This window comes from Herbiconiux dendrobii, from assembly GCF_052048175.1.
In the GTDB taxonomy this organism is placed as follows: domain Bacteria; phylum Actinomycetota; class Actinomycetes; order Actinomycetales; family Microbacteriaceae; genus Herbiconiux.
On the sequence record NZ_JBLZQV010000002.1, the window covers coordinates 828,425 to 854,469 of the forward strand.

Annotated in this window: 28 protein-coding genes; 17 read left to right on the plus strand and 11 right to left on the minus strand. The window is 71.4% G+C overall.

Annotation, left to right across the window (positions count from 1 at the left end; all coding sequences use genetic code 11):
• Positions 1 to 104: 104 nt before the first annotated feature.
• The 5 genes from ACN4JJ_RS08800 to ACN4JJ_RS08820 form a co-directional block, all read right to left on the minus strand.
• Positions 105 to 797, minus strand: coding sequence for a hypothetical protein (locus ACN4JJ_RS08800; protein WP_440709531.1), 693 nt, complete (start codon positions 795 to 797; stop codon positions 105 to 107).
• Positions 798 to 949: 152 nt separating this feature from the next.
• Positions 950 to 1,297: a CHY zinc finger protein gene (locus ACN4JJ_RS08805; protein ID WP_440709532.1), complete on the minus strand. Its 348-nt coding sequence runs from the start codon at positions 1,295 to 1,297 to the stop codon at positions 950 to 952.
• Between the two features lie 9 nt (positions 1,298 to 1,306).
• Positions 1,307 to 1,903, minus strand: coding sequence for an energy-coupling factor transporter transmembrane component T family protein (locus ACN4JJ_RS08810; protein ID WP_440709533.1), 597 nt, complete (start codon positions 1,901 to 1,903; stop codon positions 1,307 to 1,309).
• A complete protein-coding gene (locus tag ACN4JJ_RS08815; protein WP_440709534.1) occupies positions 1,897 to 2,730 on the minus strand; it encodes an energy-coupling factor ABC transporter ATP-binding protein in 834 nt (277 codons plus the stop codon). The genes ACN4JJ_RS08810 and ACN4JJ_RS08815 overlap by 7 nt, the downstream gene beginning before the upstream one ends.
• Positions 2,727 to 3,443, minus strand: coding sequence for a biotin transporter BioY (locus ACN4JJ_RS08820; protein ID WP_440709535.1), 717 nt, complete (start codon positions 3,441 to 3,443; stop codon positions 2,727 to 2,729). Before ACN4JJ_RS08820 ends, ACN4JJ_RS08815 begins: the two co-directional genes overlap by 4 nt.
• A gap of 51 nt (positions 3,444 to 3,494) precedes the next feature.
• On the opposite strand from ACN4JJ_RS08820, the gene ACN4JJ_RS08825 reads away from it, so the two are divergent.
• Positions 3,495 to 4,175, plus strand: a complete 681-nt coding sequence (locus tag ACN4JJ_RS08825) for a TetR family transcriptional regulator (RefSeq protein WP_440709536.1) — start codon at positions 3,495 to 3,497, stop codon at positions 4,173 to 4,175.
• A 111-nt stretch (positions 4,176 to 4,286) separates the two neighbouring features.
• On the plus strand, positions 4,287 to 6,155 hold the full coding sequence (locus ACN4JJ_RS08830) for a hypothetical protein (protein WP_440709537.1): 1,869 nt from the start codon (positions 4,287 to 4,289) through the stop codon (positions 6,153 to 6,155).
• A gap of 22 nt (positions 6,156 to 6,177) precedes the next feature.
• Here ACN4JJ_RS08830 and ACN4JJ_RS08835 read toward each other — a convergent pair whose 3' ends face one another.
• Positions 6,178 to 6,360 carry a hypothetical protein gene (locus ACN4JJ_RS08835; RefSeq protein WP_440709538.1) on the minus strand — a complete coding sequence of 61 codons (183 nt, stop codon included), beginning with the start codon at positions 6,358 to 6,360 and terminating at the stop codon, positions 6,178 to 6,180.
• Between the two features lie 94 nt (positions 6,361 to 6,454).
• Between ACN4JJ_RS08835 and ACN4JJ_RS08840 the strand changes: the two genes are divergently transcribed.
• The 10 genes from ACN4JJ_RS08840 (at position 6,455) to ACN4JJ_RS08885 (ending at position 17,013) form a co-directional block, all read left to right on the plus strand.
• The gene (locus tag ACN4JJ_RS08840; protein ID WP_440709539.1) at positions 6,455 to 6,742 is read left to right on the plus strand and encodes a metal-sensitive transcriptional regulator; all 288 of its coding nucleotides are present in this window, start codon (positions 6,455 to 6,457) and stop codon (positions 6,740 to 6,742) included.
• 158 nt (positions 6,743 to 6,900) lie between these two features.
• Entirely contained in the window at positions 6,901 to 7,383 is a 483-nt protein-coding gene (locus tag ACN4JJ_RS08845; protein WP_440709540.1) for a heavy-metal-associated domain-containing protein, read from the plus strand.
• A gap of 59 nt (positions 7,384 to 7,442) precedes the next feature.
• Positions 7,443 to 9,944, plus strand: a complete 2,502-nt coding sequence (locus ACN4JJ_RS08850; RefSeq protein ID WP_440709573.1) for a heavy metal translocating P-type ATPase — start codon at positions 7,443 to 7,445, stop codon at positions 9,942 to 9,944.
• 352 nt (positions 9,945 to 10,296) lie between these two features.
• Entirely contained in the window at positions 10,297 to 11,268 is a 972-nt protein-coding gene (locus tag ACN4JJ_RS08855; protein ID WP_440709541.1) for a ribokinase, read from the plus strand.
• Positions 11,265 to 12,266 (plus strand): ABC transporter permease, encoded by a 1,002-nt coding sequence (locus ACN4JJ_RS08860; protein WP_440709542.1) that lies wholly within the window; start codon positions 11,265 to 11,267, stop codon positions 12,264 to 12,266. Before ACN4JJ_RS08855 ends, ACN4JJ_RS08860 begins: the two co-directional genes overlap by 4 nt.
• A gap of 54 nt (positions 12,267 to 12,320) precedes the next feature.
• Complete coding sequence (locus tag ACN4JJ_RS08865) at positions 12,321 to 13,352, plus strand: sugar ABC transporter substrate-binding protein (protein WP_440709543.1); 1,032 nt, start codon at positions 12,321 to 12,323, stop codon at positions 13,350 to 13,352.
• On the plus strand, positions 13,352 to 14,941 hold the full coding sequence (locus ACN4JJ_RS08870) for a sugar ABC transporter ATP-binding protein (RefSeq protein ID WP_440709544.1): 1,590 nt from the start codon (positions 13,352 to 13,354) through the stop codon (positions 14,939 to 14,941). The genes ACN4JJ_RS08865 and ACN4JJ_RS08870 overlap by 1 nt, the downstream gene beginning before the upstream one ends.
• Positions 14,938 to 15,393 carry a D-ribose pyranase gene (gene rbsD / locus ACN4JJ_RS08875; RefSeq protein ID WP_440709545.1) on the plus strand — a complete coding sequence of 152 codons (456 nt, stop codon included), beginning with the start codon at positions 14,938 to 14,940 and terminating at the stop codon, positions 15,391 to 15,393. Before ACN4JJ_RS08870 ends, rbsD begins: the two co-directional genes overlap by 4 nt.
• A gap of 55 nt (positions 15,394 to 15,448) precedes the next feature.
• On the plus strand, positions 15,449 to 16,153 hold the full coding sequence (gene deoC, locus ACN4JJ_RS08880; protein ID WP_440709546.1) for a deoxyribose-phosphate aldolase: 705 nt from the start codon (positions 15,449 to 15,451) through the stop codon (positions 16,151 to 16,153).
• A 95-nt stretch (positions 16,154 to 16,248) separates the two neighbouring features.
• Positions 16,249 to 17,013 (plus strand): GntR family transcriptional regulator, encoded by a 765-nt coding sequence (locus ACN4JJ_RS08885; RefSeq protein WP_440709547.1) that lies wholly within the window; start codon positions 16,249 to 16,251, stop codon positions 17,011 to 17,013.
• Positions 17,014 to 17,062: 49 nt separating this feature from the next.
• Here the strand turns inward: ACN4JJ_RS08885 and ACN4JJ_RS08890 are convergent, their stop codons facing one another.
• The gene (locus ACN4JJ_RS08890; RefSeq protein WP_440709548.1) at positions 17,063 to 17,812 is read right to left on the minus strand and encodes a CG0192-related protein; all 750 of its coding nucleotides are present in this window, start codon (positions 17,810 to 17,812) and stop codon (positions 17,063 to 17,065) included.
• 58 nt (positions 17,813 to 17,870) lie between these two features.
• Between ACN4JJ_RS08890 and ACN4JJ_RS08895 the strand changes: the two genes are divergently transcribed.
• Together ACN4JJ_RS08895 and ACN4JJ_RS08900 are read left to right on the plus strand one after the other, a co-directional pair.
• On the plus strand, positions 17,871 to 18,446 hold the full coding sequence (locus ACN4JJ_RS08895) for a GNAT family N-acetyltransferase (protein WP_440709549.1): 576 nt from the start codon (positions 17,871 to 17,873) through the stop codon (positions 18,444 to 18,446).
• A gap of 73 nt (positions 18,447 to 18,519) precedes the next feature.
• Positions 18,520 to 19,116, plus strand: coding sequence for a hypothetical protein (locus ACN4JJ_RS08900; protein WP_440709550.1), 597 nt, complete (start codon positions 18,520 to 18,522; stop codon positions 19,114 to 19,116).
• Positions 19,117 to 19,200: 84 nt separating this feature from the next.
• Here the strand turns inward: ACN4JJ_RS08900 and ACN4JJ_RS08905 are convergent, their stop codons facing one another.
• Both ACN4JJ_RS08905 and ACN4JJ_RS08910 read right to left on the minus strand, forming a co-directional pair.
• A complete protein-coding gene (locus ACN4JJ_RS08905; protein ID WP_440709551.1) occupies positions 19,201 to 20,481 on the minus strand; it encodes a D-alanyl-D-alanine carboxypeptidase family protein in 1,281 nt (426 codons plus the stop codon).
• Positions 20,482 to 21,521: 1,040 nt separating this feature from the next.
• A complete protein-coding gene (locus ACN4JJ_RS08910; RefSeq protein ID WP_440709552.1) occupies positions 21,522 to 21,857 on the minus strand; it encodes a helix-turn-helix domain-containing protein in 336 nt (111 codons plus the stop codon).
• A gap of 142 nt (positions 21,858 to 21,999) precedes the next feature.
• Here ACN4JJ_RS08910 and ACN4JJ_RS08915 point away from each other — a divergent pair, with 142 nt between their 5' ends.
• Together ACN4JJ_RS08915 and ACN4JJ_RS08920 are read left to right on the plus strand one after the other, a co-directional pair.
• On the plus strand, positions 22,000 to 22,254 hold the full coding sequence (locus tag ACN4JJ_RS08915) for a CopG family ribbon-helix-helix protein (protein ID WP_440709553.1): 255 nt from the start codon (positions 22,000 to 22,002) through the stop codon (positions 22,252 to 22,254).
• Entirely contained in the window at positions 22,254 to 22,592 is a 339-nt protein-coding gene (locus ACN4JJ_RS08920) for a type II toxin-antitoxin system PemK/MazF family toxin (RefSeq protein WP_440709554.1), read from the plus strand. Before ACN4JJ_RS08915 ends, ACN4JJ_RS08920 begins: the two co-directional genes overlap by 1 nt.
• A 15-nt stretch (positions 22,593 to 22,607) precedes the next feature.
• Here the strand turns inward: ACN4JJ_RS08920 and ACN4JJ_RS08925 are convergent, their stop codons facing one another.
• Both ACN4JJ_RS08925 and ACN4JJ_RS08930 read right to left on the minus strand, forming a co-directional pair.
• A complete protein-coding gene (locus tag ACN4JJ_RS08925; RefSeq protein ID WP_440709555.1) occupies positions 22,608 to 23,159 on the minus strand; it encodes a dihydrofolate reductase family protein in 552 nt (183 codons plus the stop codon).
• 64 nt (positions 23,160 to 23,223) lie between these two features.
• Positions 23,224 to 24,039: a M23 family metallopeptidase gene (locus tag ACN4JJ_RS08930; protein ID WP_440709556.1), complete on the minus strand. Its 816-nt coding sequence runs from the start codon at positions 24,037 to 24,039 to the stop codon at positions 23,224 to 23,226.
• A gap of 131 nt (positions 24,040 to 24,170) precedes the next feature.
• Between ACN4JJ_RS08930 and tyrS the strand changes: the two genes are divergently transcribed.
• Positions 24,171 to 25,514, plus strand: coding sequence for a tyrosine--tRNA ligase (gene tyrS, locus ACN4JJ_RS08935; protein ID WP_440709557.1), 1,344 nt, complete (start codon positions 24,171 to 24,173; stop codon positions 25,512 to 25,514).
• Positions 25,515 to 26,045 lie beyond the last annotated feature (531 nt).

Genomic DNA, 26,045 nt, shown 5'->3' on the forward strand with positions numbered 1-26,045 from the left:
AGCGTTGCCACGAGAGTAGCGAGAAATGAATGGGACTCCCACTCCCATAACTTGGGACCGATCGTCCCACTTCGTCTCCGTCGTCCCGGTCCCGGGCGCTGTGATCAAAACGTGCCCGACCTGCTTCCGTCGACCGTGCTCGCTCTCGCGGCGATGACGGTCGGAAGACGCGAGTAGCTGCGGATCCAGGCCGCCAGGTCGACCGCGACGTATCCCGCGAGCTCGCACATGTAGCGATGATCGACGGTCAGGTCGCGAGCGTGAATGGGCTCGTGGTGCGCAGCGCGGTTGCGCAGGAGCCGCAACCGCTCCAGCCGATCCCGAACGTGGCTGCGACGCCCGGTGAGGTTCGGGATCGCTCCGGCGAGAGCGGGCACCCACAGTGCGGCGTGGTGTCTGTTGGCCAGAAGTCCTTCCCAGAACGACGTTCTGAGTTCTGCTACGAGATGGCCCGCCGTCCACGATCCGACACCCTTCTTGCGGTTGAGGTGGCGCGCCGCATCGTCTACGGCGCTCCGGTCGAGGGGTGAAAGCGGTGCCGAGTTCCACCAGTCGGTGCGCTGGAAGTGCTTGACGAGCGCGTCGTGCATGGCGTTGCGGATGCCGACCTCGAGCGCGGCGAACGCACCGAGAACGGCGCAACTGGCCTCGATGTTCCAGGAATAGAGTCGGACGGCGCAAGCGGGGTCGGCATCGCACGCGGGGTCGGCATCGCACGCGGCGAGATAAGGGGTGAGACGTTCCGCGCCGATGATCGTCGGGAGTTTCTCAAGCGTTTTCGGATCGGTAGAGCTCATGACCACCTCCTGCAGAGGTGACATTGTCTCAGATAAAAGAGTGCTGTAGAATCTCCTCCGTAAGCCCCGGACGAGACGTGTATGCGTCGGCGCGCCGGGGCAATCACCTTTAAGGTGTCAGATATCTCTGAGGTGTCAGATTTCTCTGGACGCTAGGCTTCGTCCGCATCGAAGTAGAGGTGCTCGTGCAGCGCGCACCCGGGGTTGAAGGGGGCCGCGCAGGCGGGGCAGGCGTCGGCGCGGCGGTACTCGGCGATCGTGAGCTCGGTGCCGCAGACGCCGCACAGCACCGCCAGCTCGTCGCGCGCCGAGGCCGGCCAGGTGCGCGACGGGTGCCCTGCCGCCGCCTCGTGGCAGAGGTGGCACGGGTAGTGCGACCCGCAGCACGCGAAGCGCAGAGCGATCACGTCCAGCGGCGTGCGGTAGTGCACGCACCGCGTCTGGGCATCGACGACCGGGCCGAGCACAGGGGGCCGCGAGCGGTCGCCGGGAACGCGCACGAGCATCCGCTACGCCACCCCTCGCGCCGTGAGCGCCTCGCCCAGGTCGTCGGCGTGCTTGAGCGACACCACCAGGAACGGGATCACGAACGCCTGCAGCCCGCCACCCGCCCCGCGCGCCTTCTGCGCCTCGCGCACTCCCGCCGCGAGCCGGATCAGCACCGGCACCGTCGTGATCGCCACCGCCAGCACGAGCGCCACCCGCGCCGGGTCGACCCCGAACCGCGTGAACGGCTGCAGCCCGCGCTCGAAGGCGTCGAGCAGATCCGCCACCCGTGTGGTGAGCACGAGCATCGCCGCCAGCAGGATGGCGGCCAGCACGCGCGAGGTGTTCGCGATGGCCGGCTCGGTCTGCAGGAAGAGCAGCTGCGCCCCCAGCGTGATCACGATCACCCAGCGCACCCCCACGACCTGCCGGCCGAGCTCGCGCAGCCCGAGCCCGGTCACGAGATACCCGCCGACCGTCACCGCGCCGGCGATCCCGGCGGCCAGGTAGGTGGAGGGCAGCAGCGACACCGCCAGCACCAGCACCAGCAGCACGAACGCCTTCGGGCCCGCGGGGGCGCGGTGCATCCACCCGGTCCCGGGACGGTAGAGCGTCAGCACGCGAGGCTCGCCTCGTAGCGGTCGACGACCTCGGCGGGTGAACCCACCGCGGTGAGCCGGCCGTCGTCGAACAGCACGGCCACGTCGCACCGCGCCGCCAGCGCCAGGTCGTGCGTCACGAGCACCAGGCGGTGGCCCCGGTCGCCGGCAGGGCTGCCGCCGGCGGTCGGCGGATCGGCGGGCGGGGCCGCCTCTCCGCCGCCGACGGTCTGCGGATCGGCGGGCGCTGCCGCCTCCCCACGCACGCCGCCCGCCTCCGTTGCGCGCGCCGTGACCCCGCGGTCGCGCAGCAGGTGGTCGGCGATGAGCCGGCTGTTCCGGGCATCCAGGTACGCGGTCGGCTCGTCGGCGATCACGAGCTCGGGCCGGCGGATGAGCGCCCCGCAGAGCGCGAGCAGCTGCTTCTGCCCGCCGGAGAGGTCGTGCGCCGGCCGGTCGGCGAGCTCGGTCAGCCCGAACTCCTCCAGGGCCGCGGATGCCCGTGCGGCGGCCTCGGCTTTCGGCAGCTTGTCCGCCCGCAGCGAGAACGCGGCGTCCTCCGCCACGGTCGGCATGATGATCTGCGCGTCCGGATTGCTGAACACGAACCCCACCGCGCGCCGCAGCTCCTTCGCCTGCCGCGAGGGATCCAGCCCGAGCACCGAGACCGCCCCCGTGGTGGGCGCGACCAGGCCGCCGAGCAGCCGTGCGAAGGTCGACTTGCCCGATCCGTTGGCCCCGATCACCGCGATGCGCTGCTGGTCGAGCCGCACCGACACTTCGTCGAGAGCGAGGCGCTCGCCGAGGCGCACCGAGACGCCGTCGAGCAGGATCGGGGCAGGACTCATCGCTCGGGGGTGCCGGAGGAGACGCCCGGAGCGGTTCCGGATGCCGCGCCCGCGGTCGATCGCACCGCAGACGTTCCGCCGGCCCCCGCGAACCGGTCGGTGCGGAAGGCCCGCGGATACGCGCGCTGCAGCGTCATCGTGATGACCACCGCGATCACGGCCTTCACCAGGTCGCCCGGCACGAACACGAGGCTCTGCAGGGCCGTCTCGGGCAGCGGGATGCGCGTGACGAGCGCCTGCACCGGAAGCCCGAAGGCGTAGATCACGAGGATGCCGCCCACCAGCACGCCCAGGATGGTGCGCGCCCAGGTGAGGCGCTTCCGCCCCGCGTGCACGATCGCGCCGACGACGAAGGCTCCCGCGATCCAGCCGAAGAGGTACCCGGCGGTCGGCCCGACGAACACGCCGGCCCCGCCGTGGCCTCCGGCGAGCAGCGGCAGCCCGAGCGCCACCAGGGCAAGGAAGACGACGAGCGAGATCGCACCGCGCCACGCCCCGAGGACGGCGCCCGCGAGCATCACGCCGAGGGTCTGCGCGGTGATCGGCACCGAGCCGAACACGGCGAAGCCTCCGGGCAGGCCGAGCACCGCGATGAAGGCGGCGAACACGGCGATCCGTGCGATGTCGGTGGCGTCGATCGCCAGACGGGAGACCGGGCGTGCCGATCGGAGCGGCGTGGTCTCGGCCGGGATCGCGGCGGGTTCGCTTGTCATCATCGTCTCCTGAACGCTGTTCACCTGAACGGTGTTCACTATAGTGGGGACATGGCCTCGTCCCACAACCCCGGCGCACGGAACGGGCGTCACTCGCGTGACGACGTCGCCGAGGCCGCGCTGCGCATCCTCGACGACCACGGCCTGCCCGACCTCACGATGCGCCGCCTGGCCGCGGCCCTCGACGTGCAGCCGAGCGCGCTCTACTGGCACTTCCCGAACAAGCAGACGCTGCTGGCCGAGCTCGCCGACCGCATCGCCGACCGCGCGCGCCCGCGGCCCGATCCGGATGCCGACTGGTCCGCGCTCGCCCGGGCCGAGGCCTTCGGCCTCCGTGACGCCCTGCTGGCCTACCGCGACGGCGCCGAGGTGGTCTCGAGCACCTTCGCGCTGGGGCTCGGCGCCTCCACGCCGCTGGCGCGGCTGCGCGCCGCCCTCGAGCGCGGCTTCGACCCGTCGACCAGTGCGCGCGCCGCCGCCGCGCTGCTGCACTTCGTGCTCGGCCACGTCTCGCACGAGCAGCAGCGCCTGCAGTACGACAGCCTGGGCGTCGTCACGGCCCCCGACCCCGCGGTCGCCGGCACGGGCGCCGACACCGCCGAGGCCTTCGCCTTCGGCGTCGACCTCCTGCTCGAGGGCCTGCGTCACACCACCCCCGCGCGTGGCCCAGCACCCACCCCCCTCCCCACCTCCGCCGACCCGTCACTCCGTACCGCTTCGGCACCGGAATAACGGGATCGCCTGACGGGTCGACGAGGCGCAAAAGCACTCGACACGCGGATGCCCCGGGTCTAGCCTGGGCGTGCTCGACAGCTCTCGCCGGCATGCTCCCGGAAGGCCATCATGCGCCGTGCTCGATCTCTTCTCGCCGCCCTGGTGATCGTCGCGCTCGTCAGCGGCGTGAGCGGGTGCACCTCCTTCCCCTGGAGCAAGCCGGTCGCCTCCGCGGGCCTGGACCTCACCCCCGAGCAGCTGCAGTCGACGGGCATCGCAATCGTGGCCGACGAGACGGCGGTTCCGGATGCGCCCACCTCGCTGACGATGACCGAGATCCAGGCCGACCGCATGATCGCCGAGGCGGCGGCCGGCGTCGGCCGCACCGGCGCCGAGCTCGACGCCATCGCCCCCGTCGACCCGAGCTACCCGCGGATGAGCTACCTGCTCGCCGCCTACCTCAGCGCCGACGACCTGCCGGGCGAGCATCCGGGGGCCGACCTCGCCCGCACGCTCTACGCCACCAGCGACGACAGGCCGGAGCCGACCGACTGGACCCACCCCGAGTCGGTCGTGTTCCCGATGGCCGTGGTGGCCCTGTTCGTGCAAGACCTGATGACCGCGGCGCAGGCCGAGGGCTCGTTCGTGGCCGAGGATCCGGTCGACGAGGGCGCCGGCGTGGGCCCGGCTCCGGATGCGGCCGCCGCCCCGGTCGAGCCCGCCGCGTTCCGCACCGCTCCGGATGCACCCTCCGCGCCCGCGGGCATCGTCGACGCGCCCTGCACCACCGTCACGGGCTTCATCTCGAAGACCATCCAGGGTCTGTTCGACGTGCTGCGCGTCATCCCGGGCGAGATCTCGAAGATCAGCGAGCTCGGCATCTTCGGCGTGCTGCTCGGTGCGCTCATCGATCACGCCATCGGCCTCGCTCAGGGCGTGGTCGAGGGCCTCGTGTCGGTCGTCACCGCGCCCGTCCTGAACGCCCTGCGGATCGGCCTCTCGGGCCTCGGCACCGCCTCGCTGGTACTCAGCTACTTCACGAACGAGCGCTTGGTGGTGAAGCCGGGCCCGGCCGATCACACGGCCTTCTCGATCGATCCGGATCCGGGCACCAAGGGCACCTTCACGGCCAGCACGCTCTCGCTCACGAAGGACTGGCCGGCCGCGCTCGTGGACTGCGCCAAGGTCAGCGGGGCCACGATCCCGCCGCTGATCCGGCCGGGTGACCCCGCCACCTGGACCATCCAGTCGGGCGTCACCCTGATCTCCCTCGACCGCACCGAGACGAAGATCCTGGCCGACAAGACGGCCGTGGTGGAGTTCACCACCGGGCACGAAGACGCCGAGACCGCCAATGGTCCCGAGATCACCGAGGCCGCGCGGGTGAGTGTGACGGTGCCGCGCAAGGAGGTGGGGGAGTTCCTCGATCTCGCCGCCAAGCAGGTCGAGAGCGTGAAGAACGACATCCTGGCGAAGGTGCCGTCGTTCCTGCAGAACGCGGCATCGATCGTGCTGAACGCCGCGATCGACCCGGTGGTGGCGAGCGTGCGCGGCTCGCTCGAGGAGGTGGCGGGGGAGACCGCCATCCTGAACCTCAAGGGCGACGGGATGGTGTGGGTGACCCACCACGAGCCCAAGGAACCGGATCCGGCGCCGGGTGCGGATCCCGACCCCGAGCCCGCTCCCAACGGCGACGACGGTGACTTCTGCACCCAGTTCGACGAGCAGGCGGCGATCGCGGCGGCGGCGCTGCCCGGCGCGGCCGACCCGTTCAGCTGGGCGGCCGGCTTCGCGGCGGGCCTGCACTCGATCACGGCGGCTCCGCCGGCCGAGCTCGCCGGCGACTTCGGCACGGTCGTGCAGTTCTACGACATCGCCGCCACGAGCAGTTTCGGCGATGCGCAGGCGCTCGCCGACTTCGTCGACTCCCACGACGTCGACGGCGCCCGCGTGCGCCTGTGGGCGGCCTGCGGAGCCACGCAGATCGACGGGTTCTGATCCCGGCCGGATGGCGTCGGAGTCAGGAGCGGCGGGTGAGTCGCCGCAGCCAGGCGCGGAATCGGGCGGACTGCCCGTCGGTGTACTCGTTCGAGAGGCGGAGGGTCTCCTCGCCGAGGTCGCCGCCGCGCAGGATGGAGTCGAGCGCCTGCATCGCGCGCTCCTCCTGGGCCGCGGCCCGTCGCATCCGCTCGTCGTCGTCCACCGGGCTCAGCCTACGTCGGGGCTCTCGTTGCACGATACCCAGTAGGGGTATAATCTATACCCACAGGGGGTACAACGGCCCCGATCGGTGGAGGATGCTCGTGCACGGATACGTCGACGACAAGGATGCGCTGCTGAAGCGGCTGCGCCGGGCCGAGGGTCAGGTGCGCGGCATAGCCCGCATGATCGAGGAGGACGCGTACTGCATCGACGTGCTCACCCAGGTCTCGGCGGCCACGAAGGCGCTCGAGACGGTGGCGCTCGCGCTGCTCGACGACCACCTCACGCACTGCGTCGCCGAGGCGGGAGCGCAGGGCGGTGTGGTGGCCGAGGAGAAGATCCGCGAGGCCTCGGCCGCGATCGCGCGGCTCGTGCGCTCCTGAGCACAGGCGCCCGCCCGGCACCTCGCACCCGCCCGGCACCTCGCACCCGCCGTCCGGCGCCTCGCGCCCTCCGCCCGCGCGCCGGAGCCCGCCCCACGCCCCACCTCCTCCGCCCGCGCGCCGACCCCGCGCCCCGGCACTCGACGAACAGGACCACCATGAACGACCTCACCCACCCAGACCTCGGTCTCACCGCCCGCGACGGGAGCGCCTGTGGCTGCGCCTCGCACGCCGAGCCCGGAGCATCCGACACCCACCCCACCCCCGCGGCATCCGAGGCCCACCCCGCCCCCGCGGCATCCGAGGCCCACCCCGCCCCCGCGGCATCCGAGGCCCACCCCGCCCCCGCGGCATCCGAGGCCCACCCCGCCCCCGCGGCATCCGAGGCCCACCCCGCCCCCGCGGTCGACGGTGTGGCTGCCGACGCGGGCATCGAGTACCGCGTCACAGGCATGACCTGCGCGCACTGCGTCGCGAGCGTCACCGAGGAGATCTCGGCGATCGACGGCATCGACACGGTGCAGGTGCGCCTGAACGTCGGGGGCGAGTCCCTCGTCTCGGTGCGAGGCGCCGCCGCTGCCGACCGGGCCGCCGTCGCCGCCGCGGTCGACGAGGCCGGGTACGCGCTGGCGGGGGAGTGACCGGCGTGGCAGGTGAGCAGCGATCGCCGGCGCTCGAGGTCGAGCTCGTCATCGGCGGCATGACCTGCGCGTCCTGCGCCAACCGCATCGAGCGCAAGCTCAACCGCCTGCCGGGCGTCGAGGCCTCGGTGAACTACGCCACCGAGAAGGCGCGCATCCGCTCGGCTCCGGATGCCGCGGAGCCGCTCCCCGACTCCGGCGCCCTGATCGCCGTGGTCGAGTCCGCCGGCTACCGGGCCACCGCCGCGCTCCGCCCCGCCCCCGCGCCTGCCCCGCATCGCACGTCGACGGCCGCGCCTACACCTGCCGCCGCGGCCGGCCCCGCCGCCGCACCCGACCCCGCCGACGTGGCCGCCGCACCCGACCCCGCCAGCTCGAGCCCCGCCGTCGCGCCCGCCGCACCCGCCTCCGACCCCGCCGCCGCGACCGCCGCACCCTCCTCCGACCCCGCCGCCGCCGAGACCGCGGCCCTGCGCCGCCGCCTCGCGATCTCCGCGGCGCTGGCCCTCCCCGTGGTGCTGCTCTCGATGATCCCCGCCCTGCAGTTCACGAACTGGCAGTGGCTCGCCCTCACCCTCGCCGCCCCCGTCGCCGTCTGGGGCGCCTGGCCCTTCCACCGCGCCGCCTTCGTGAACGCCCGGCACGGCGCCGTCACCATGGACACCCTGATCAGCCTCGGCGTGCTCGCCGCCTTCGGCTGGTCGCTCTGGGCGCTGTTCTTCGGCAGCGCGGACGAGCCCGGCATGACGATGATCTTCCAGCTGATCGCATCCGGTCACGGCGACGAGCTCTACCTCGAGGTGGCCGCGGCGGTCACCGTGTTCATCCTCGCCGGCCGCTACCTCGAGGCGCGGGCCAAGCGCGATTCCGGTGCCGCCCTGCGGGCACTGCTCGAACTCGGCGCGAAAGACGCCTCCCTGCGAACCGACGCCGGGGAGGTGCGCGTCCCCGTCGCATCCCTCGTCCCCGGTGACGTGGTGGTGGTGCGCCCCGGCGAGAAGATCGCCTCCGACGGCGTCGTGCGAGACGGCGCCTCCGCCGTCGACCTCAGCCTGCTCACCGGCGAGCCCGTGCCGGTCGACGTCGGTGTCGGCGACCGTGTGGTCGGCGCGAGCCTGAACACCAGCGGCCGCCTGCTCGTCGAGATCACGAGCGTGGGCGCCGACACCGAGTTGGCCCGGCTGGGCCGTCTGGTCGAGGATGCGCAGACCGGCAAGGCCGCCGTCCAGCGTCTGGCCGACCGCGTCTCCGCCGTCTTCGTGCCGGTCGTGATCGGCCTGTCGGCGCTCGCCTTCGCGGGCTGGCTGCTGACCGGCGGATCGGCACAGGAGGCCTTCACGGCGGCCGTGGCCACCCTCATCATCGCCTGCCCCTGTGCACTCGGCCTCGCCACCCCCACCGCGCTCCTGGTCGGCACGGGTCGCGGCTCCCAGCTCGGCATCCTCATCCGCGGCCCCCAGGTGCTCGAACAGACCCGCCGCGTCGACACCATCGTGCTCGACAAGACGGGCACCGTCACCACCGGCCGGATGACCCTCCGCACCGTCGTGCCCGCCGAGGGCGAGCGCCCCGCCGAGGTGCTGCGCCTGGCCGCCGCCGTCGAGTCCGGATCGGAACACCCCATCGCCCGAGCGATCGTGGCGGCTGCAGCCGTGCCCGCACCCGCCACCCCCGCCCCCTCGGCCCAGGCGGCCGACGTCGCATCCGCCGACTCGACCGCCCGGGGTGCGAGTCCGTCACTCCTCGCCACCCGAGCGGCTGCTCCCCATCCGGTCGCCGACGGCGGAACCCCGCCGAGCATCGAGTCGTTCGTGGCGGAGGCCGGTCACGGCGTGCAGGCCCGCATCGACGGCCGCGTGGTCGTGGCCGGCCGTGCCGACTGGCTCGCGACCGAGTGGGCCATCCCGCTCCCCGCCGAGCTGCGCGTCGCGCTCGACACCGCCGAACGCGACGGAGCAACCGCCGTGGTCGTCGCCTGGGACGGCGTGGCGCGCGGTGTGCTCGTCGTCGCAGACGCGATCAAGCCCACGAGCGCGGCCGCGATCGCCGACTTCCGTCGTCTCGGCCTCCGCCCCATTCTGCTCACCGGTGACAACGAGGGAGCCGCCCGCGCCGTGGCCGCCGAGGTCGGCATCGACCCCGAAGACGTGCGCGCCGGCATGACCCCGCAGGGCAAACTCGCGGCCATCCGCGCCCTGCAGTCGGAAGGCAGGGTCGTCGCCATGGTCGGCGACGGCGTGAACGACGCGGCGGCGCTCGCCGCGGCCGACCTCGGCATCGCGATGGGCAGCGGAACGGATGCCGCGATCGCCGCCGCCGACATCACCGTGATGCACGACGACCTGGCCTCGGCGGCGGATGCCGTGCGCCTGGCCCGCCGCACCCTGGGCATCATCAAGGGCAACCTCTTCTGGGCCTTCGCCTACAACGTCGCCGCCATCCCGGTGGCGATGCTCGGCCTCCTCAACCCCGTGCTGGCGGGCGCCGCGATGGCCTTCTCCTCGGTCTTCGTCGTCACGAACAGCCTCCGCCTCCGCCGCTTCACCCCGCGCCCCCGCTGACCGTCCGCCACACCCCGCGGCCACCTGCTGACACTCGCGGCATCTCGCGCGCACGACCGCGGTCCGTGTGAGCACCCGCGCCTTTCGCGTACGCCTGCGGCCTCTCGCACGCAACCACGCCCGCGCGCACTCACGCACTCACCCGCCGCCGCAACGGATGGAGTCCGCGCCTCTCCAGGGCCTCAGGCTCCATCCACTCGCGCTCACCGCCCGAACCTCCCTCCACTCTGCCGGCCGCACCACCGCCCGCCTCCTAGCGCGCACAAAGCGCACGACTCTTGACACTGAACATCTATGGACATACAGTCTTCATGTTCACAGTTGTTCATACACAAGGAAGTGGCGCGATTCAATGAAGATCGCAGTTGTCGGCAGCTACGGTGCCGGCCTCACGATGCGCATCCCGCAGGCTCCCGGTGCGGGCGAGACCGTCTCCGGCGGCCAGTACGACGAGGGTCCCGGCGGCAAGGGCTCGAACCAGGCCATCGGCGCCGCCCGCCTCGGCGCCGAGGTCTCCCTGCTCACCGCGGTCGGCGACGACGCCTTCGGCCGTGCCGCCCACGAGCTCTGGGCGGCGGAGGGCGTCGACGCCTCGCAGGTCGTCGTCGGCACCCGTCCCACGATGGTCGGCTTCATCCTGGTCGAACCCTCCGGTGAGAACCGCATCGCCATCGCCTCGGGCGCGCTCGACGAACTCGGCGCCGAAGCCGTGCGCGGGTTCGCCGGTCAGATCGCCTCGGCCGACATCCTCGTGGTCTCGATGGAGATCCCCGCGGATGCTGTCGCCGAGGCCCTGAGGCTCGGTCGCGAACTCGGCACCACCACGCTGCTGAACCCGGCGCCCGCTCGCCGCCTGAGCGACGAGGTGTGGCACAGCATCGACATCATCACCCCGAACGAGACCGAGGCTCCCGTGCTGCTCGGCCTGCCCGAGGCTCACGGCCACAGCGACGAGCAGCTCGTGCGCCTGCTGCAGCAGCGCACCGGCGGCAGCGCCGTTCTCACCCGCGGCGGCCGCGGTTCGCTGCTCTGCGGGCCGGATGGCGAGATCGACGAGATCCCCGCTCTCCGGGTGCGGAACGTCGTCGACACCACCGGGGCCGGCGACTCCTACACCGCCGCCCTCGCGGTGGCGCTCACCGAGGGGCGCTCGCTCGGCGAGGCCGCCCGCTTCGCCGCCGCGGCCGGAGCCCACACCGTCGGCATCGCCGGCGTCATCCCCGCCCTGCCCACCCGGGCCGACCTGACCGCCCCGGCCACCCGCCCCGCAGCCTCGAACACCCGCCCCGCAGCCCTGACCACCCCGATTGGAACCCTCCGATGACAGCGACCACCGCGATGACGCGTTCGTCCTCCTTCGATCCGCGCAAGCTCCTCCGCGCCCGCGAGGCCGGTGTCTTCGCGGCCCTCGTGCTGCTGTTCGTGCTGGGCGTCATCCTCTCGCCGAGCTTCGTGCAGCCGGGCAACCTGCTCTCGGTCGGCCAGCAGGTCGCGCAGATCGGCATCATGGCCATCGGTGCCACCTTCGTCATCATCAACGGCGAGATCGACCTCTCCGTCGGCTCGATCTACGCACTCTCGGCCATCACGACGGGTATGGCGATCAGTGCCGGCACCCCCTGGCCGCTCGCCATCCTGATCGGCGTCGTGGTCGGCGCCCTCGCCGGTCTGCTCAACGGTCTGGCCGTGGTGCTGCTCGGCGTCCCCTCGTTCATCGTCACGCTCGGCAGCCTGAGCGTGTTCCGCGGCATCGCCCTGCTGATCTCCGACGGCGCCCCCATCTCGCTCTCCAGCGACCAGCCCGGTGTCGCCGAGTTCACCCTGCTCGGTCAGGGCCGCCTGTTCGGCGTGGTGCCGATGCAGCTGATCATCTTCATCGCGATCGCCGCGATCGGCATCGTGCTGCTCTCCCGCTCCCGGCTCGGCTTCAACACCTACGCGGTGGGCGGCAACCAGGAGTCGGCCCGCCTCGTGGGCATCCACGTTAAGCGCGTGAAGCTCTCGGCCTTCGTGCTCTCGGGCGTCACGGCGGGCATCGCGGGCGTGCTCGGCCTCTCCTTCCTCTCCTACGTGCAGGGCGTCACCGGCACGGGCCTCGAACTCACCGTCATCTCGGCGGTCATCATCGGCGGTGCCGCGCTGTTCGGCGGCTCCGGCACCATGTGGGGCACCATCATCGGCGTCGTCTTCATCGGGCTGCTGCAGAACATCCTCAACATCAACGGCATCTCCTCGTTCTGGCAGACCGTCGTCACGGGACTCGTGATCGTCGCCGCGGTGGCCGCCGACACCTGGCAGCGCAAGCGCAAGACCCGGGCCTGACTCTTCCCTCCCATCCGCACCTCCTCATCACAGGACATCAACAAAGGAGTATCCATGTCCCTCAGATCCACCACCCGCCGCCTGCTCGCGGTCGGCGCGATCGTGGCCTCGACGGCCCTCGCCGTCAGCGGCTGCGGCGCCATCACCACCGGCAGCGAGCCCGCCGCGGGAGCCGATGGCGGCTTCCAGCTGGCCGGCTACATCCAAGACCGGATCGACTCGGGCGATCCGCTGCGCATCAAGCTCAGCTACCACGACCCCTCGCTCGCCTTCGCGACCCCGATTTCCACCGGCATGGAGCGCGCCGGCGACGAGTTCGGCGCCGACGTGCAGCTGATCGGCCCGACCGGTGGCGACGCGGCCAAGCAGGTCTCCGAGCTGCAGACGCTCATCCAGCAGCAGTCGGTCGATGCCCTCGCCGTCTCCTCCGCCTCCAGCGACGCCCTGAAGCCGGTCATCGCTCAGGCCTACGACGCGGGCATCCCGATCATCTCGTTCAACACCGACAACCCCGACTCGAAGCAGATGGGCTTCGTGGGTCAAGACCTCAAGGCCTCCGGTCAGTCCGAGGCCGAGGAACTCGTGAAGCTGCTGGGCGACGGCGCCACCGGCAAGGTGGTCGTGTTCTCGCTCGACACCGGGGCCGGCTGGTCGAACGACCGCTTCAGCGGCTTCGAGGCCGGGATCGACGGATCGGGTCTCACCGTCCAGGGCCCCGTCAACGTCGGCAACGAGCCGAACGCGGCCTACAACACGGTCGAGTCCACGATGGCCGGCGCCGGTGACGTGGTCGCCATCGCGGGTCTGGACTGCTGCAGCACCACCGCGGCGGCCAAGTGGGTCGAGCAGTCCGGCAACGCCGGCAAGATCACCATGGTCGGCTTCGACCTACTGCCGCAGACCGCCGACTTCGTGAAGAACGGCGTGGTCTCGTTCACCATCAGCCAGAACCCCGAAGAGCAGGGCTACCAGGCGGTGAAGGTGCTCTACGACTTCCTCAAAGACGGCACGCCGATCGAGGGCGTCGACACCGGCGCGCAGATCATCGACTCGTCCAACCTGAGCGAAGCGACGGTGGAGGGCTGATGACGGCGCTCCCTCCGGTGGCCGAGCGCCCCGACACCGCCCGCGAGCTCGCTCCGGCGATCCGCATCGAGCATCTGAGCCGCAACTTCGGCCCCGTGCGCGCGCTCGAAGACGTGAGCTTCGACGTGACCACGGGCGAGGTCACGGCCCTGCTCGGCGAGAACGGCGCGGGCAAGTCGACGCTCCTGAAGATCCTCGCGGGTCTCCAGCCGCCCAGCGGAGGGAGCGTCACCGCCTTCGGGCACGAGGTCTCGTCCTACGACCCGAACACCATGCTCACCGAGTACGGCATCGCGATCGTGCCGCAGGAGCTCTCGCTGCTGCCCGACCGCAGCGTCGCCGAGAACATCCTGTCGGGCATCGAGCCGGGCAACCGCTGGTTCCCGTCGCGTCGCACGATGGCGGCGCGGGCACTGGAACTCCTCGCCGAGCTCGATCTGCGGGTCGATCCGGATGCCACGGTCCGCACCCTCGACCTGGCCACCCAGCAGCTGGTCGTGGTGGCCCGTTCCATCGCCCGGCAGTGCCGGGTGCTCATCCTCGACGAGCCCACCGCCATGCTCACCCCGGCCGAGAGCGACCGCCTCTTCGCGCTGATGGCCACCCTCAAGAAGGCCGGCACCACTATGGTGTACGTCTCGCACCGCATGCCCGAGGTCTTCCAGCTGGCCGACCGCATCGAGGTGCTGCGCGACGGCAGGCACGTCGCCTCCTGGCGCCGCAGCGAGGTCACGCCCGAGCAGGCCGTGGCGGCCATGGTGGGGCGCGAGCTCAGCCAGTTCACCAGCCGCGCCGAGCTGGTGGCGTCCGCGGCGGCGGAGCCCGCTGCTCCGGATGCCGCGCCGGCGCTGCGGGTGCATGGTCTGAGCGGGCGGCGTCACCACGGCGTCGATCTCGAGGTGCGCCCCGGCGAGATTTTGGGCGTCGCGGGCCTGCCCGACAGCGGTCGGGTCGAACTGCTGCACAACCTCTTCGGCGGCGACAAGGGCACGGCCGGCACGGTCGAACTGCTCGGTGCGCCGTACGAGAACCGGAGCCCGATCGCGAGCGTCGACCGCCGCCTCGGCTTCGTGCCGGGGGAGCGGCGGGCGCAGGGTCTGCTCACCACGATGAGCGTCGCCGAGAACGTGGGCGTGCTCACGGTCAAGGCGCTCACCCGGGCCGGCCTGGTGCGCCGCGGCGCCTTCGAGAAGAAGGCCGCGGGCCTCGCGCAGGGCTTCCGGGTGAAGACCGCCACGATGGACCAGCCCATCACGAACCTCTCGGGCGGCAATCAGCAGAAGGCGATGCTCGCGCGCTGGATCGCGATCGATCCGGCCGTGCTCATCCTCGACGAGCCCACGCGCGGAGTCGACGTGGGCGCCAAGGCCGAGATCTACGAGCAGCTGTTCGCCCTCGCCGAGCGCGGGGTCGCCATCCTGTGCTCCTCGTCGGATCTGCCGGAGCTGCTCACCATCACCGATCGCATCCTCGTGCTCGCCGAGGGCCGGGTGGTCGACGTCGTCGACACGGCCCACGCCACCGAGGAGTCGATCATGACCGCCGCCACCGGCGCGGTCACCCACCAGACCGAAGGAACACACGCATGAAGCGACACGGAATCCTCAACGCCCAGCTCAGCGGGGCCCTCGCCACGCTCGGCCACACCGACCTCGTCCTGGTGGTGGATGCCGGCTTCCCGATCCCGCGCGAGGCGAACCGCGTCGACCTGGCCATCGCCGAGAACCTGCCGGATCTCCGCACCGTGATCGGCCTGATCGCCGACGAGCTCGTGGTGGAGGGCGTCGTGCGTGCCGACGACGTGCCGAGCAACAACCCGCGGCTCGACGAATGGCTGCAGGAGCGTTTCGCCGATGCCGAGTTCACCACCCGCACGCACGCCGAGGTGCTCGGCGAGCTGGCCCGTCAGGCGAAGGTCGTCGTGCGCACCGGGGCCTTCGAGCCCTGGGGCAACATCGGCCTGTTCTGCGGCGTCGACGTGCCCAAGTGGTTCGGCGGCGACGGCGTGATCGCACCCGACTACTACGCCTCCAAGCTCTGACCCCGCACGTTCCATCCCCCAAGACCTGTCCCCAAAAGAAAGAGAAGACCGAATCGTGACCGACACGACCACCCTGCTGGAACTCAGCCCGGCGCAGCTCGCGCCCTACATCCAGCACACCAAGATCGAACTCGGGTCGACCCGCGACGAGATGATCGCCCACGCCCGCGAGACGGTGGAGTACGGCTTCAACGCGGCCATGGTCCCGGCCTCCTGGGTGCCCCTGGTCGCCTCCGAGCTCGCCGGCACCGGCATCGGCATCGCCTCCGCGCTCGACTTCCCCACCGTGGGCGTCATGACCAGTGCCGGCAAGGCCGCCGAGGCCGCCGAGATCGCGCGTCTGGGAGCCACCCAGCTCGACATCGGCGTGCAGGTCGGCTGGCTGAAGAGCGGCATGTTCGACGAGTTCCGCGAAGACATCGCGGGCGTCGTGCGTGCCTCCGGCATTCCCGTCAAGGTGATGCTCGAGCTGCCGCTGCTCACCGACGCCGAGAAGGATGCCGCGGTCGAGCTGGCCATGGACGCCGGCGCCGCCTACCTCAAGAACGCCTCCAGCGGCCAGGTCGAGACGGCCAACCCCGAGAGCGTGCGGTTCCTCGTCGAGCGGGCCCGCCCGGGCGTGCTCGTCAAGGCCTCGGGGTCGATCAAGACCTACCCGCAGGCCGTCTCCCTCCTGCAGGCCGGTGCCGTGCTGCTCGGCACCAGCGCCGGCATCTCGCTGATCACCGACAGCGGCAACGACTCCACCGTCAGCTACTGATCCACATCCGCCAGGCATGATGGGTTCCGGCCCGGGCGCGTTTGCGTTCGGGACCGGAACCCTATAGAACCGCACGAGGGGCAGGGGAGACACGTATGAGCGCCACACAGCCGGGCGATGGCGAGGCCGGGATCAACCGGCAGGTGCCGGTGGCGATCCACGCGCAGATCTCCGAGCGCATCCGCAACCGCATCGCCCGGGGCGACTGGCCGGCCCACTACCGCCTGAAGAGCGAGCCCGAACTGGCCGCCGAGCTGGGCGTCAGCCGTGGCACGGTCCGGCGCGCGCTCGCGACGCTGATCGAGGAGGGGCTGCTGCGGCAGGTGCGCGGCCGCGGCACCTTCGTCACCTCGATGACCTTCGAGCCCTCGATCGCCCAGCGTCTCAGCACCCTCTCCGAGGACTTCTCCGACCAGGGCATCCTCTTCGACACGACGGTGCTCGGCCACGGCATCGTCGCCCCGCCGCAGCCGGTCGCCGCGCTGCTGGATCTGCCGCACTCCGGCAGTGTCTTCCAGCTCGACCGACTCCGCTCCACCGGCGGCGCGCCCGTCACCCTGCTCGGCAACTTCGTGCGCAGCGATCTGGTGCCGGGCATCGACGACTTCGACTTCTCCAGCGCGAGCCTGTTCGGCATCCTGGAGGGGCACTACGCCCTGAAGATCGGCACGGCCCGCCGCACCTTCAGCGCCGAAGCGGCCTCGGCCGAGGTGGCGGATGCGCTGAACATCGCCGAGGGTGCGCCGGTGCAGTACCTGCAGCAGGTGACCTATCTCGTCGACGGCCGCCCGATCGAGTACTCCGACGTCTGGATCCAGAGCGAGCGCCTGAAGGTGACGTCCCTCCTCTCGCGGCGCTGATCGCCCTCCCGCGGGCTCTGCCTCGCCGCCGGCCGATGCCGGCGCGCGGCTACCGGCGCAGCTCCAGCAGGGCCAGGATGCGCGGCTCCGGTTGCCCCGTCCAGGTGCCCGTGAGTACCCCGGTGACCACTCCGGCCGACTCGATGTCCACCTCGCCGGCGTCCGTCCCGCCCGGCGGAGTCGACAGCAGTGCCCGCAGCTCGTCGGCCGTGGCGCCCGGGATGCGCGGAAGAACGAGTCGCACCGGCCCGGCCTCCACCACGGTCGCGCCCTCGACGTCGTGCACCACCGGCAGTCCCAACTCGGCGGGCGACGGAGCCCGCAGAGGCGCCGAGCGCCCAGAACCGCCCGCACCACCCGCGTCCACGCCACTGCCCAGCACGCTCGCGTCCGCCTCGCGCCGCACGCGCCCCTCGGCGGTCTCCACCTCGAGCTCGGCCTCGCGCCCCCGCTCCAGGATGGCGGACACCAGCGCAGCCACGGCCACCGGATCGCCCGCGGCGTCGTACACCCAGCGCGACCCGAGCACCGAGTGCTCCATCGTGCCGACCAGCGAGCCCTCGGCGCCTGCCAGCTCCGCGCCCCGGTAACTCAGCGGCACCTGCACGGTCGAGCCGTCGGCATCCTGCAGCAGCAGTGTCTCGATGCCCACCTCGCCCGCCGGGTCGTCGAAGCGGAAGGCCGAGCCGACCGCCAGCGGCGGCGACACCCGCCCCGCGAACCAGGGCCGGTGCGGCGCCCACGCGGCGGCCAGTTCGAGCTTGCTGGGAACGATGGTCGCCTGGTGGATGAGTGCCATGGGCCGATGATACGGCCGCACATTGCCGCTGTCGGAGGCCGGTGCCAGACTGTGCGCCATGCCGATCACGGTGCGCCCCGCGACGTCGTTCGCCGACGTGACGACGATGGTGGGTCCCAAGCGCCCCGATGCGAACGTCTGCTGGTGCCTCAGCTACCGTCTCGGGTCGAAGGAGAACACCTCGCTCAGCGGTCCCGCCCGCGGCGATCGCGTGAAAGAGCTGGTCGCGCTCGATCCGCCACCCGGAGTGCTCGCCTACGACGCCGAGGGCGACGTGGTCGGCTGGGCAGCGGTGCATCCGCGGGCCGACACCAGTTTCGCGCGCAACCGGCGCATCCCGCACCTCGACGATCTCGACGTCTGGTCGATCTGGTGCCTGCGGGTGCGCCCCGGTCATCGCGGCCGGGGCATCGCCCACGAGCTGCTCGAGGGAGCGGTGGCGTTCGCGAGGCAGAACGGCGCCCCGGCGGTCGAGGGCTATCCGGTCGACAACAAGGGCGAGAAGGTCGACCTCACCATGGCCTACGTCGGCACCCGTGCCCTGTTCGAGCGCGCCGGCTTCACCAAGGCCGCGGGCACCGACTCGGCGCTGAACGGCTTCCCGCGCGTGCTCATGCGTCGCACCTTCGCCTGACCGCCCTGTGAGAGGGCTGACCACCGCCCTGACGACCGCCCTGTGAGAGGGTGAAGGGGAGAGGTGATCCCCTGTGACGACGACCTGGCGGTTCTTCCCGCCGCGCAAACCGCCGCCCCTGCCGCCCAAAGGCGAGAAGTGGGGCGGACTGCTCAGGCCCGCCACCTTCGTCAGCCTCGGCATCGCGGTCGTGCTGGTGGTGGCCGTCGTCGTCGGTCTTTCGGTGTCCCGCTCGACCGCCCCCACCACGCTCGAGGGCGTCACGGCCGAGGTGATGACCGAGGTCGACGCCATCACGGCCATCCTGCGACCCGCGGATGCCGCCGACGAGGCCGCGCTCGGCGCACCCGTCGACTCCACCACCCTCGATCCCTGCCCCGACGACGGCCCGGGCGAGCAGGTTACCGTCACCCGCGTCATCCCGCTTCCGCCCACCGCGAGCCCCGCCGACCTCACGCAGGCGGTCGCGGATGCCTACACGCAGCGCGAATGGTCCGTCCGCACCGAGGCCTACGGCACCGAGGGCAGCCTGCGCACCGATCTCCTCGGCAAGAACCTCATCCCGGTGGAGCTCACGATCGCCCCCACCACCGACGCCGCCTCACCGGCAGCCACCCCCGCGCTCACCGCGACGATCCGAAGCGCCTCCCGCTGCACCTCCGGCTCCTGAATCCACCCCCCGATCCAGGAACCCCCGCCCTTGCGACGGATCCAAACCTCAGCACCGGCACCGGGGCGATCGTCCAAGCCGGGCTCAGGATGCCGGAACCGCGGACTCCAGCACCAGCGGTGCCTCGTACCGAGCGTCGCCCACAGTGAAGCGCACCACCCCCGCCGAGGTCCCTGCCGGCGCCCCCGCCGGAACCGTCGCGAACTCCGCGGCCGCCCCCACCGGAGTGTCGCCGAACACCACCGCGCTCAGGTCCTCCGAGGCGACCGCAGCCGCAGCCGAAGCGACGACGCCGCCGCCAGCGGCGCCGTCCGCCCCGCCTGCTCCCCCGGAGAAGCTCCCGAACGTCTGCCCGGCGCGGGCCAGTGTCACCTCCCGCAGTCCCGCCTGCGCGCTCGCGAGCAGCGCGCGCGTGTCCCCGAACCGTGCGTCCAGCGACTCCGTGCCGAGCACCACCGACACGAGCGTCACCGGCGTCGCCCCGATCGTCACCACCGCCGAGGTCAGCAGCGTGAACCCGGCGTAGCTCGTCGATCCCGTCTTCAGCCCGTCCACGCCGTTCTCGCCGAGCAGGATGTTCTGGTTGGCGATCGTCCCCAGGTCGACCTGTTCCAGGCTCGCCGTCCCCGCGATGCTCAGCAGTGCCGGATCGGCGTGCGCGAGCGCGGCGACCCGCAGCAGGTCGGCGCTGGAGCTCGCGCTGCCCGGATCCAGCCCGCTCGCGTCGGCGAGCGTCGTGGCGCCGAGCCCGTGCTCGCTCAGCCAGGCGCGGGCGGCCGCGAGGTACGCCTCCTGCGATCCGAAGGCCCACAGCGCCACCGACTCGGCGTAGTTGTTGGCGCTGGTCAGCAGCGTGATCGCGAGCGCATCGCGCAGGGTCACCTGCTGCCCGGCGTACATCGGTTCGGTGAACTGGTCTTCGGCCTCCACCTCGGCGGTGATGTCGAGGTCGGCCTGCCCGAGGGTGATCGTCGGCCCCTGGTCGCCGGCGTCGGCGAGCGGATGCGCGTCGAGCACCACGAGCGAGGTGATCACTTTCGTGATGCTCGCGATGGGCACGGTCCCGGTCTCGCCGCCCTGCCCGAGCACCTCGACGGTCCCGTCGTCGTGCGCGATCCCGACCGCCCCCGCCCCCACGGCCGGGAACTCCAGCGAGGCGGCCGTCCCACCCGCGATCTCGGGAACCGCAGCCGTCGCCGTCGCGGTCGCTTCCGCCGAGGCCGTCGTCTCAGCCGGAGTCGGCGCGCTCCCGGCCCCGCCGGCACCCGCCACCCATCCGGCAATCACGGCGATCACCACCACCGCGGCCAGCGCGACCAGCCCCATCGCAGCGGGCCGGATCCGGGTCGTGCGTGTGCTTTTCACCCGCCGAGCCTACCCAGCGGCCCGATGCCCACCCTGACCGCGCATCCAGCCTCGCCCGCGCATCCGCCATCGGCCGGCCCCGGATGCTGCGTGCGCCACCCGCGCCCGCCCGCACCGCGTCAGCCCGCACACTGCCCCGGGCCGCACCGCGTCAGCCCGCACACTGCCCCGGGCCGCACACTGCCCCGGGCCGCACACTGCCCCGGGCCGCACACTGCCCCGGGCCGCACACTGCCCCGGGCCGCACACTGCCCCGGGCCGCACACTGCCCCGGGCCGCACACTGCCCCGGGCCGCACACTGCCCCGGGCCGCACACTGCCCCGGGCCGCACACTGCCCCGGGCCGCACACTGCCCCGGGCCGCACACTGCCCCGGGCCGCACACTGCCCCGGGCCGCACACTGCCCCGGGCCGCACACTGCCCCGGGCCGCACACTGCCCCGGGCCGCACACTGCCCCGGGCCGCACACTGCCCCGGGCCGCACACTGCCCCGGGCCGCACACTGCCCCGGGCCGCACACTGCCCCGGGCCGCACACTGCCCCGGGCCGCACACTGCCCCGGGCCGCACACTGCCCCGGGCCGCACACTGCCCCGGGCCGCACACTGCCCCGGGCCGCACACTGCCCCGGGCCGCACACTGCCCCGGGCCGCACACTGCCCCGGGCCGCACACTGCCCCGGGCCGCACACTGCCCCGGGCCGCACACTGCCCCGGGCCGCACACTGCCCCGGGCCGCACACTGCCCCGGGCCGCACACTGCCCCGGGCCGCACACTGCCCCGGGCCGCACACTGCCCCGGGCCGCACACTGCCCCGGGCCGCACACTGCCCCGGGCCGCACACTGCCCCGGGCCGCACACTGCCCCGGGCCGCACACTGCCCCGGGCCGCACACTGCCCCGGGCCGCACACTGCCCCGGGCCGCACACTGCCCCGGGCCGCACACTGCCCCGGGCCGCACACTGCCCCGGGCCGCACACTGCCCCGGGCCGCACACTGCCCCAGGCCGCACACTGCCCCAGCCCGCACTGCCCGCGCCGCTACCGCCCCTGGCGCTTCTTGAACGGCTTCGGCTCGCCCTTCACCACGGGCGCGCGCCCCTTGCCCTTGGACGCCTTGGCCTTGCCGCCGGCCTTCGCGGCGGGTGGCGGCGCTTTCGCCACGCGAGCGCGCGCGGCCCGCCGGAAGTCGATCCCCGCCTCGGTCAGGCTCACGCCGCTCTCGTCGGCCACGATCAACTTCTCGCCGCGCTCGGCCTCGATGGCAGCGACGGATGCCTCGATAGTGGCCCGCGACACGTGCTCGGCATTCGCGGCCCGCGAGAAGTCCCCTTCGTCGCCGACCGCCAGAAAGTGCCGCAGCTGACTGATCTCCACGCCCCCAGGCTACGTGACACTCCGGCCTGCTGGCGCCCATCGGTAATGATGAGTATCATTCGACTACATCAGCTGCCGCGGCAGCACCTCATCGGAAAGAAGCTGCCGCATGCCTCACGTTATACCGCGTTATACTCGGCCCATGAAGACCGCGATCTCTGTCCCCGACACCCTCTTCGCGCGAGTCGACGAGAAGGCTGCGGTGCTGGGGGTGAACCGTTCGGAGTTCTACTCGATCGCTGCCGAGCGCTACCTTCGTGACCTCGACGCCGACGATCTCACCGCCCGCTTCGACGAGGCTGTGGGTCGAACCGGAACCGACCAGCGCGAGGCGCTGGAGTTCGCCGAACGATCGCAGAGATCGGCCGCCCGTCTCGTCGCCGACGACGAGTGGTGATGCGGCGCGGAACGGTGTGGTGGGTCGACCTCGGTGAGCCTCGTGGCAGCGCGCCCGCGAAGAGGCGGCCGGTTCTCGTGGTCCAGGCCGACTCAGTCAATCGCAGCAGGCTGGCGACCTGTGTGATCGCCTCCCTGACGTCCAACACCGCGCTCGCAGAGCATCCGGGGAACGTCTTCGTGCCGGCGGGGTCGTCAGGGCTCGGGCGCGATTCGGTCGTGAACGTCTCGCAGGTGTCGACGATCGATCGCGGTGATCTGATCGAGGAGGCCGGTGAGCTGCCGCCCTACCTCCTCGAGGAGGTCGACCGCGGCCTTCGCCTGGTACTCGCTCTCTGAGCTGGAGACTCCCGGTCACTCGCCGCGCAGCGAGTAGGTCAGCACGGCGTTTCCCTTGCTCGTGACGGTCGACCGCACGAGCTCGAGCCGCGTGGTCGGGTCGTCCGGCTCGAACAGCCGCCGCCCCGCCCCGGCGACGACGGGGTGGATCATCACGGTCAGCTCGTCGAGGTCGCCCGAGAACAGCAGCTGGCGCACCAGCGAGATGCTCGACAGCAGCGAGATCTCGCCGCCCTCGGTCTGCTTGAGCTCCCGCACGAACGCGAACAGATCGCCCTCGATCAGGTGCGAGTTCTGCCAGGCCAAGTCCCCCGTCAGGCTTCGCGAGGCGACGTGCTTCTCGAGCGGATTCACGAACGCCCCGAACGGATCGTCCTCACCCGCGGCCGGCCAGTACTCCGCCCACTGCTCATAGCCGACGCGTCCCAGGATCGCGGTGTCGACCGACCCGATCATCGCGCCCATCAGTGCGCCGAGTTCGTCGTCGAAGCTGTCGAACTGCCAGAGGTTCGGCGACTCCACCACGCCGTCCAGCGACATGAACAGTCCGGCGGTGAGCTTGCGCATGGGTTCCTCCTCAGACGTCACCCGAACCCGAGCGGCCCCGATCCGGTAGCAGAAACCTAGCGCCTCAGTTGTGCGCCGTCAGCCAGGCGAACGGATCGACGGCCGACCCGTCCTCGTGGATCTCCAGATGCAGATGCGCCCCCGTCGATGTTCCCGTGTTGCCCACCGAGCCGATCTGCTGCCCCACCAGCACGGCCTGACCCTCGCTCACGAGCGGAGACCCGGTCAGCATGTGCCCGTACCAGCTGCTCACCGGCTGCCCGTCGATCACGTGGTCGATCACCACGTAGACGCCGAGCCCGCCGTTGTCGCTGCGCTGCACGAGGCTCACCACGCCGTCGGCGATCGCACCGATGGCCGTGCCCTGCCCCGGTGTGAAGTCCACGCCCTTGTGGTTGGTGCTGCCGATGCCGCCCGGAGACGAGCGGGGCCCGAATCCGTCGCTGATCGGAACACCCACCGGGAACGGCCACTGCACCGCGCTGTCGAGGTTGTTGGAGTAGGTGGAGGCGGTGCGGATGCCCGAGGCGAGGGCCTGCGCGGTGGCGGCGGCGGCCTTCTCGGCCGAACGGGCGGCCGCCAGAACCTCGGGGGTAGTCGCCAGATACTCGTCGCGCAGCACCACCGAACCGGGAACCGCGGCCGTGAGCAGTCGCTGCGGTTCGGGCACGGGAGCCGCGGTCGCGCTGCCCGAGGCGAAGGAGTCGCCGGCCTCGACGGCGGAGAGCGAGGTCGCGGCGGCCAGCAGGGCCGCGAACGACAGGGCCGCGGCCGTGCGCAGTCGCGGGGCGCCGGGCTTGCGCACACGGCGTCGCTCACGCAGGGCGGCGGCTTCCCGCAGTCGGATCTCCCGGCGGGTGAGGGGTGGAGCAGAGGTCACAGCGAAGACTTTCGGGTTGCATCGCGCGTCGCGGCCCGGGCAGACCGCCGCGTTCGTGCCTCCCAGGCTAGGGGTGGTTCATAGGTGATTGCTGGAAATCCCTCGGCTGCGCGAACGTCGGCCCGCACCCGATGCCCGTCCGCGCCCCGCTGGTAGGCTCGAGAACCGTGTCAGAGACTTCAGCCGCGCCTCGTCCTTTGCAGAACGATCCCTCGTTCGACGACGTCTGGGACGAGCTGACCTATCGCGGCCTGGTGCACGTCTCGACGGATGCGGCCGAGCTCAAGACCCTGCTCTCCGGTGAGCCGATCACCTTCTACTGCGGCTTCGATCCCACGGCGCCGAGCCTGCACCTGGGCAACCTCGTGCAGATCCTCGTGATGCGCAGGCTCCAGCTCGCCGGCCACAAGCCTCTCGGCCTGGTGGGCGGATCGACGGGCCTGATCGGCGATCCCCGGCCCACGGCCGAACGCACCCTGAACACGCGCGAGACGGTGGCCGAGTGGGTGGGTTACCTCCGCGGTCAGATCGAGCGCTTCCTGAGTTTCGAGGGCGACAACGCCGCCCGGATGGTGAACAACCTCGACTGGACGGCCCCGCTCTCGGCCATCGACTTCCTGAGGGAGGTCGGCAAGTACTTCCGGGTCGGCACGATGCTCAAGAAGGATGCCGTCTCGGCCCGCCTGAACTCGGACGCCGGCATCAGCTACACCGAGTTCAGCTACCAGATCCTGCAGGGCATGGACTTCCTCGAGCTGTACCGGTCGTACGGATGCGTGCTGCAGACGGGTGGCAGCGACCAGTGGGGCAACCTCACCAGCGGCACCGATCTCATCCATCGCGCCGAGGGCAAGAGCGTGCACGCCATCGGCACCCCCCTCATCACGAACTCCGACGGCACCAAGTTCGGCAAGAGCGAGGGCAACGCCGTCTGGCTCGACCCGAACCTCACGAGTCCCTACGCCTTCTACCAGTTCTGGCTCAACACCGACGACGCCGATGTCGTCCAGCGCCTGAAGATCTTCACGTTCCTCGACCGCACCGAGATCGAGCGACTCGAGCAGGCGGTGGCCGACGAGCCCTTCCGGCGGGAGGCGCAGCGCACGCTCGCCTTCGAGGTCACGGCGCTGGTGCACGGCGTGCCGGCCACCGAGTCCGCGATAGCGGCGGCCGGCGCCCTCTTCGGGCAGGGTGATCTCTCGGCTCTGGATGCCGCCACTCTCGGCGCCGCGATCTCCGAACTCCCGCGCTTGGAGGTGACCCCGGAGACCTCGATCGTCGACGCCCTGGTGGGCACGAAGCTGGTCACCAGTTCCAGCGAGGCGCGCCGCGCGCTCTCGCAGGGCGGCGTCTACCTGAACAACGCCAAGATCGAGAACCCGGATGCCGTGGTCGGCGACTCCCTGCTGGCCGGCGGTTTCGCCGTGCTGCGCCGCGGCAAGAAGACCCTCGCGGGTCTCACCACCTCGGCGTGATCCGGGGCGACACGCCCGGGTTGCACGCGCGATTTGCGCGAGTGCGAAACATCGCCGTAATGTAATCCCTCGTCACCCCACAGGTGCGGAAAGCGGAAGAGCTTACCGGCCTCAAGCGGGACGTCTTCCATCCTCTCTTTGAGAAGCACACTTGAGTGCGGCCAACGAGAAGCGTATGGTTGAAAACCCTTCTACTCCGAAGCGGTCAGCGTGTCGATTTGACAAGCGGAACGCGAGTGGTAAGGTTGAGAAGTTGCCCGGAGGGCCGCCTGGTTTTGCTGGGTGGGGCCGGTGCGTCCGATCCTTGAGAACTCAACAGCGTGCACAATGTCAAATGCCAAATACCCTGTCGACCGGTCTTGACCGGTTACAGGATTCCTTTGGAATACATTTAAACAACAAAGCAAGTCAGTAATGATTTGTTCTGTCAGTTTCAAACTCGCGAGGCTGTGACCTATTCCGGTCTGGTTCCGCATCTAATGTGCCGTCAGCTTGCTGGCGTGCGTTTATACATTTACGGAGAGTTTGATC

Coding starts and splice junctions, on each gene's coding strand:
- ACN4JJ_RS08915 (WP_440709553.1), top strand. CDS start 22,000: ATGAAGACCGCGATCTCTGTCCCCGACACCCTCTTCGCGCGAGTCGAC.
- ACN4JJ_RS08850 (WP_440709573.1), top strand. CDS start 7,443: ATGACCTGCGCGTCCTGCGCCAACCGCATCGAGCGCAAGCTCAACCGC.
- ACN4JJ_RS08825 (WP_440709536.1), top strand. CDS start 3,495: ATGGCCTCGTCCCACAACCCCGGCGCACGGAACGGGCGTCACTCGCGT.
- ACN4JJ_RS08840 (WP_440709539.1), top strand. CDS start 6,455: ATGCTCGTGCACGGATACGTCGACGACAAGGATGCGCTGCTGAAGCGG.
- ACN4JJ_RS08845 (WP_440709540.1), top strand. CDS start 6,901: ATGAACGACCTCACCCACCCAGACCTCGGTCTCACCGCCCGCGACGGG.
- ACN4JJ_RS08815 (WP_440709534.1), bottom strand. CDS start 2,730: ATGAGTCCTGCCCCGATCCTGCTCGACGGCGTCTCGGTGCGCCTCGGC.
- ACN4JJ_RS08885 (WP_440709547.1), top strand. CDS start 16,249: ATGAGCGCCACACAGCCGGGCGATGGCGAGGCCGGGATCAACCGGCAG.
- ACN4JJ_RS08895 (WP_440709549.1), top strand. CDS start 17,871: ATGCCGATCACGGTGCGCCCCGCGACGTCGTTCGCCGACGTGACGACG.
- ACN4JJ_RS08865 (WP_440709543.1), top strand. CDS start 12,321: ATGTCCCTCAGATCCACCACCCGCCGCCTGCTCGCGGTCGGCGCGATC.
- ACN4JJ_RS08800 (WP_440709531.1), bottom strand. CDS start 797: ATGAGCTCTACCGATCCGAAAACGCTTGAGAAACTCCCGACGATCATC.
- rbsD (WP_440709545.1), top strand. CDS start 14,938: ATGAAGCGACACGGAATCCTCAACGCCCAGCTCAGCGGGGCCCTCGCC.
- ACN4JJ_RS08820 (WP_440709535.1), bottom strand. CDS start 3,443: ATGACAAGCGAACCCGCCGCGATCCCGGCCGAGACCACGCCGCTCCGA.
- ACN4JJ_RS08890 (WP_440709548.1), bottom strand. CDS start 17,812: ATGGCACTCATCCACCAGGCGACCATCGTTCCCAGCAAGCTCGAACTG.
- tyrS (WP_440709557.1), top strand. CDS start 24,171: ATGCCCGTCCGCGCCCCGCTGGTAGGCTCGAGAACCGTGTCAGAGACT.
- ACN4JJ_RS08855 (WP_440709541.1), top strand. CDS start 10,297: ATGAAGATCGCAGTTGTCGGCAGCTACGGTGCCGGCCTCACGATGCGC.
- ACN4JJ_RS08925 (WP_440709555.1), bottom strand. CDS start 23,159: ATGCGCAAGCTCACCGCCGGACTGTTCATGTCGCTGGACGGCGTGGTG.
- ACN4JJ_RS08860 (WP_440709542.1), top strand. CDS start 11,265: ATGACAGCGACCACCGCGATGACGCGTTCGTCCTCCTTCGATCCGCGC.
- ACN4JJ_RS08870 (WP_440709544.1), top strand. CDS start 13,352: ATGACGGCGCTCCCTCCGGTGGCCGAGCGCCCCGACACCGCCCGCGAG.
- ACN4JJ_RS08830 (WP_440709537.1), top strand. CDS start 4,287: ATGCGCCGTGCTCGATCTCTTCTCGCCGCCCTGGTGATCGTCGCGCTC.
- ACN4JJ_RS08920 (WP_440709554.1), top strand. CDS start 22,254: ATGCGGCGCGGAACGGTGTGGTGGGTCGACCTCGGTGAGCCTCGTGGC.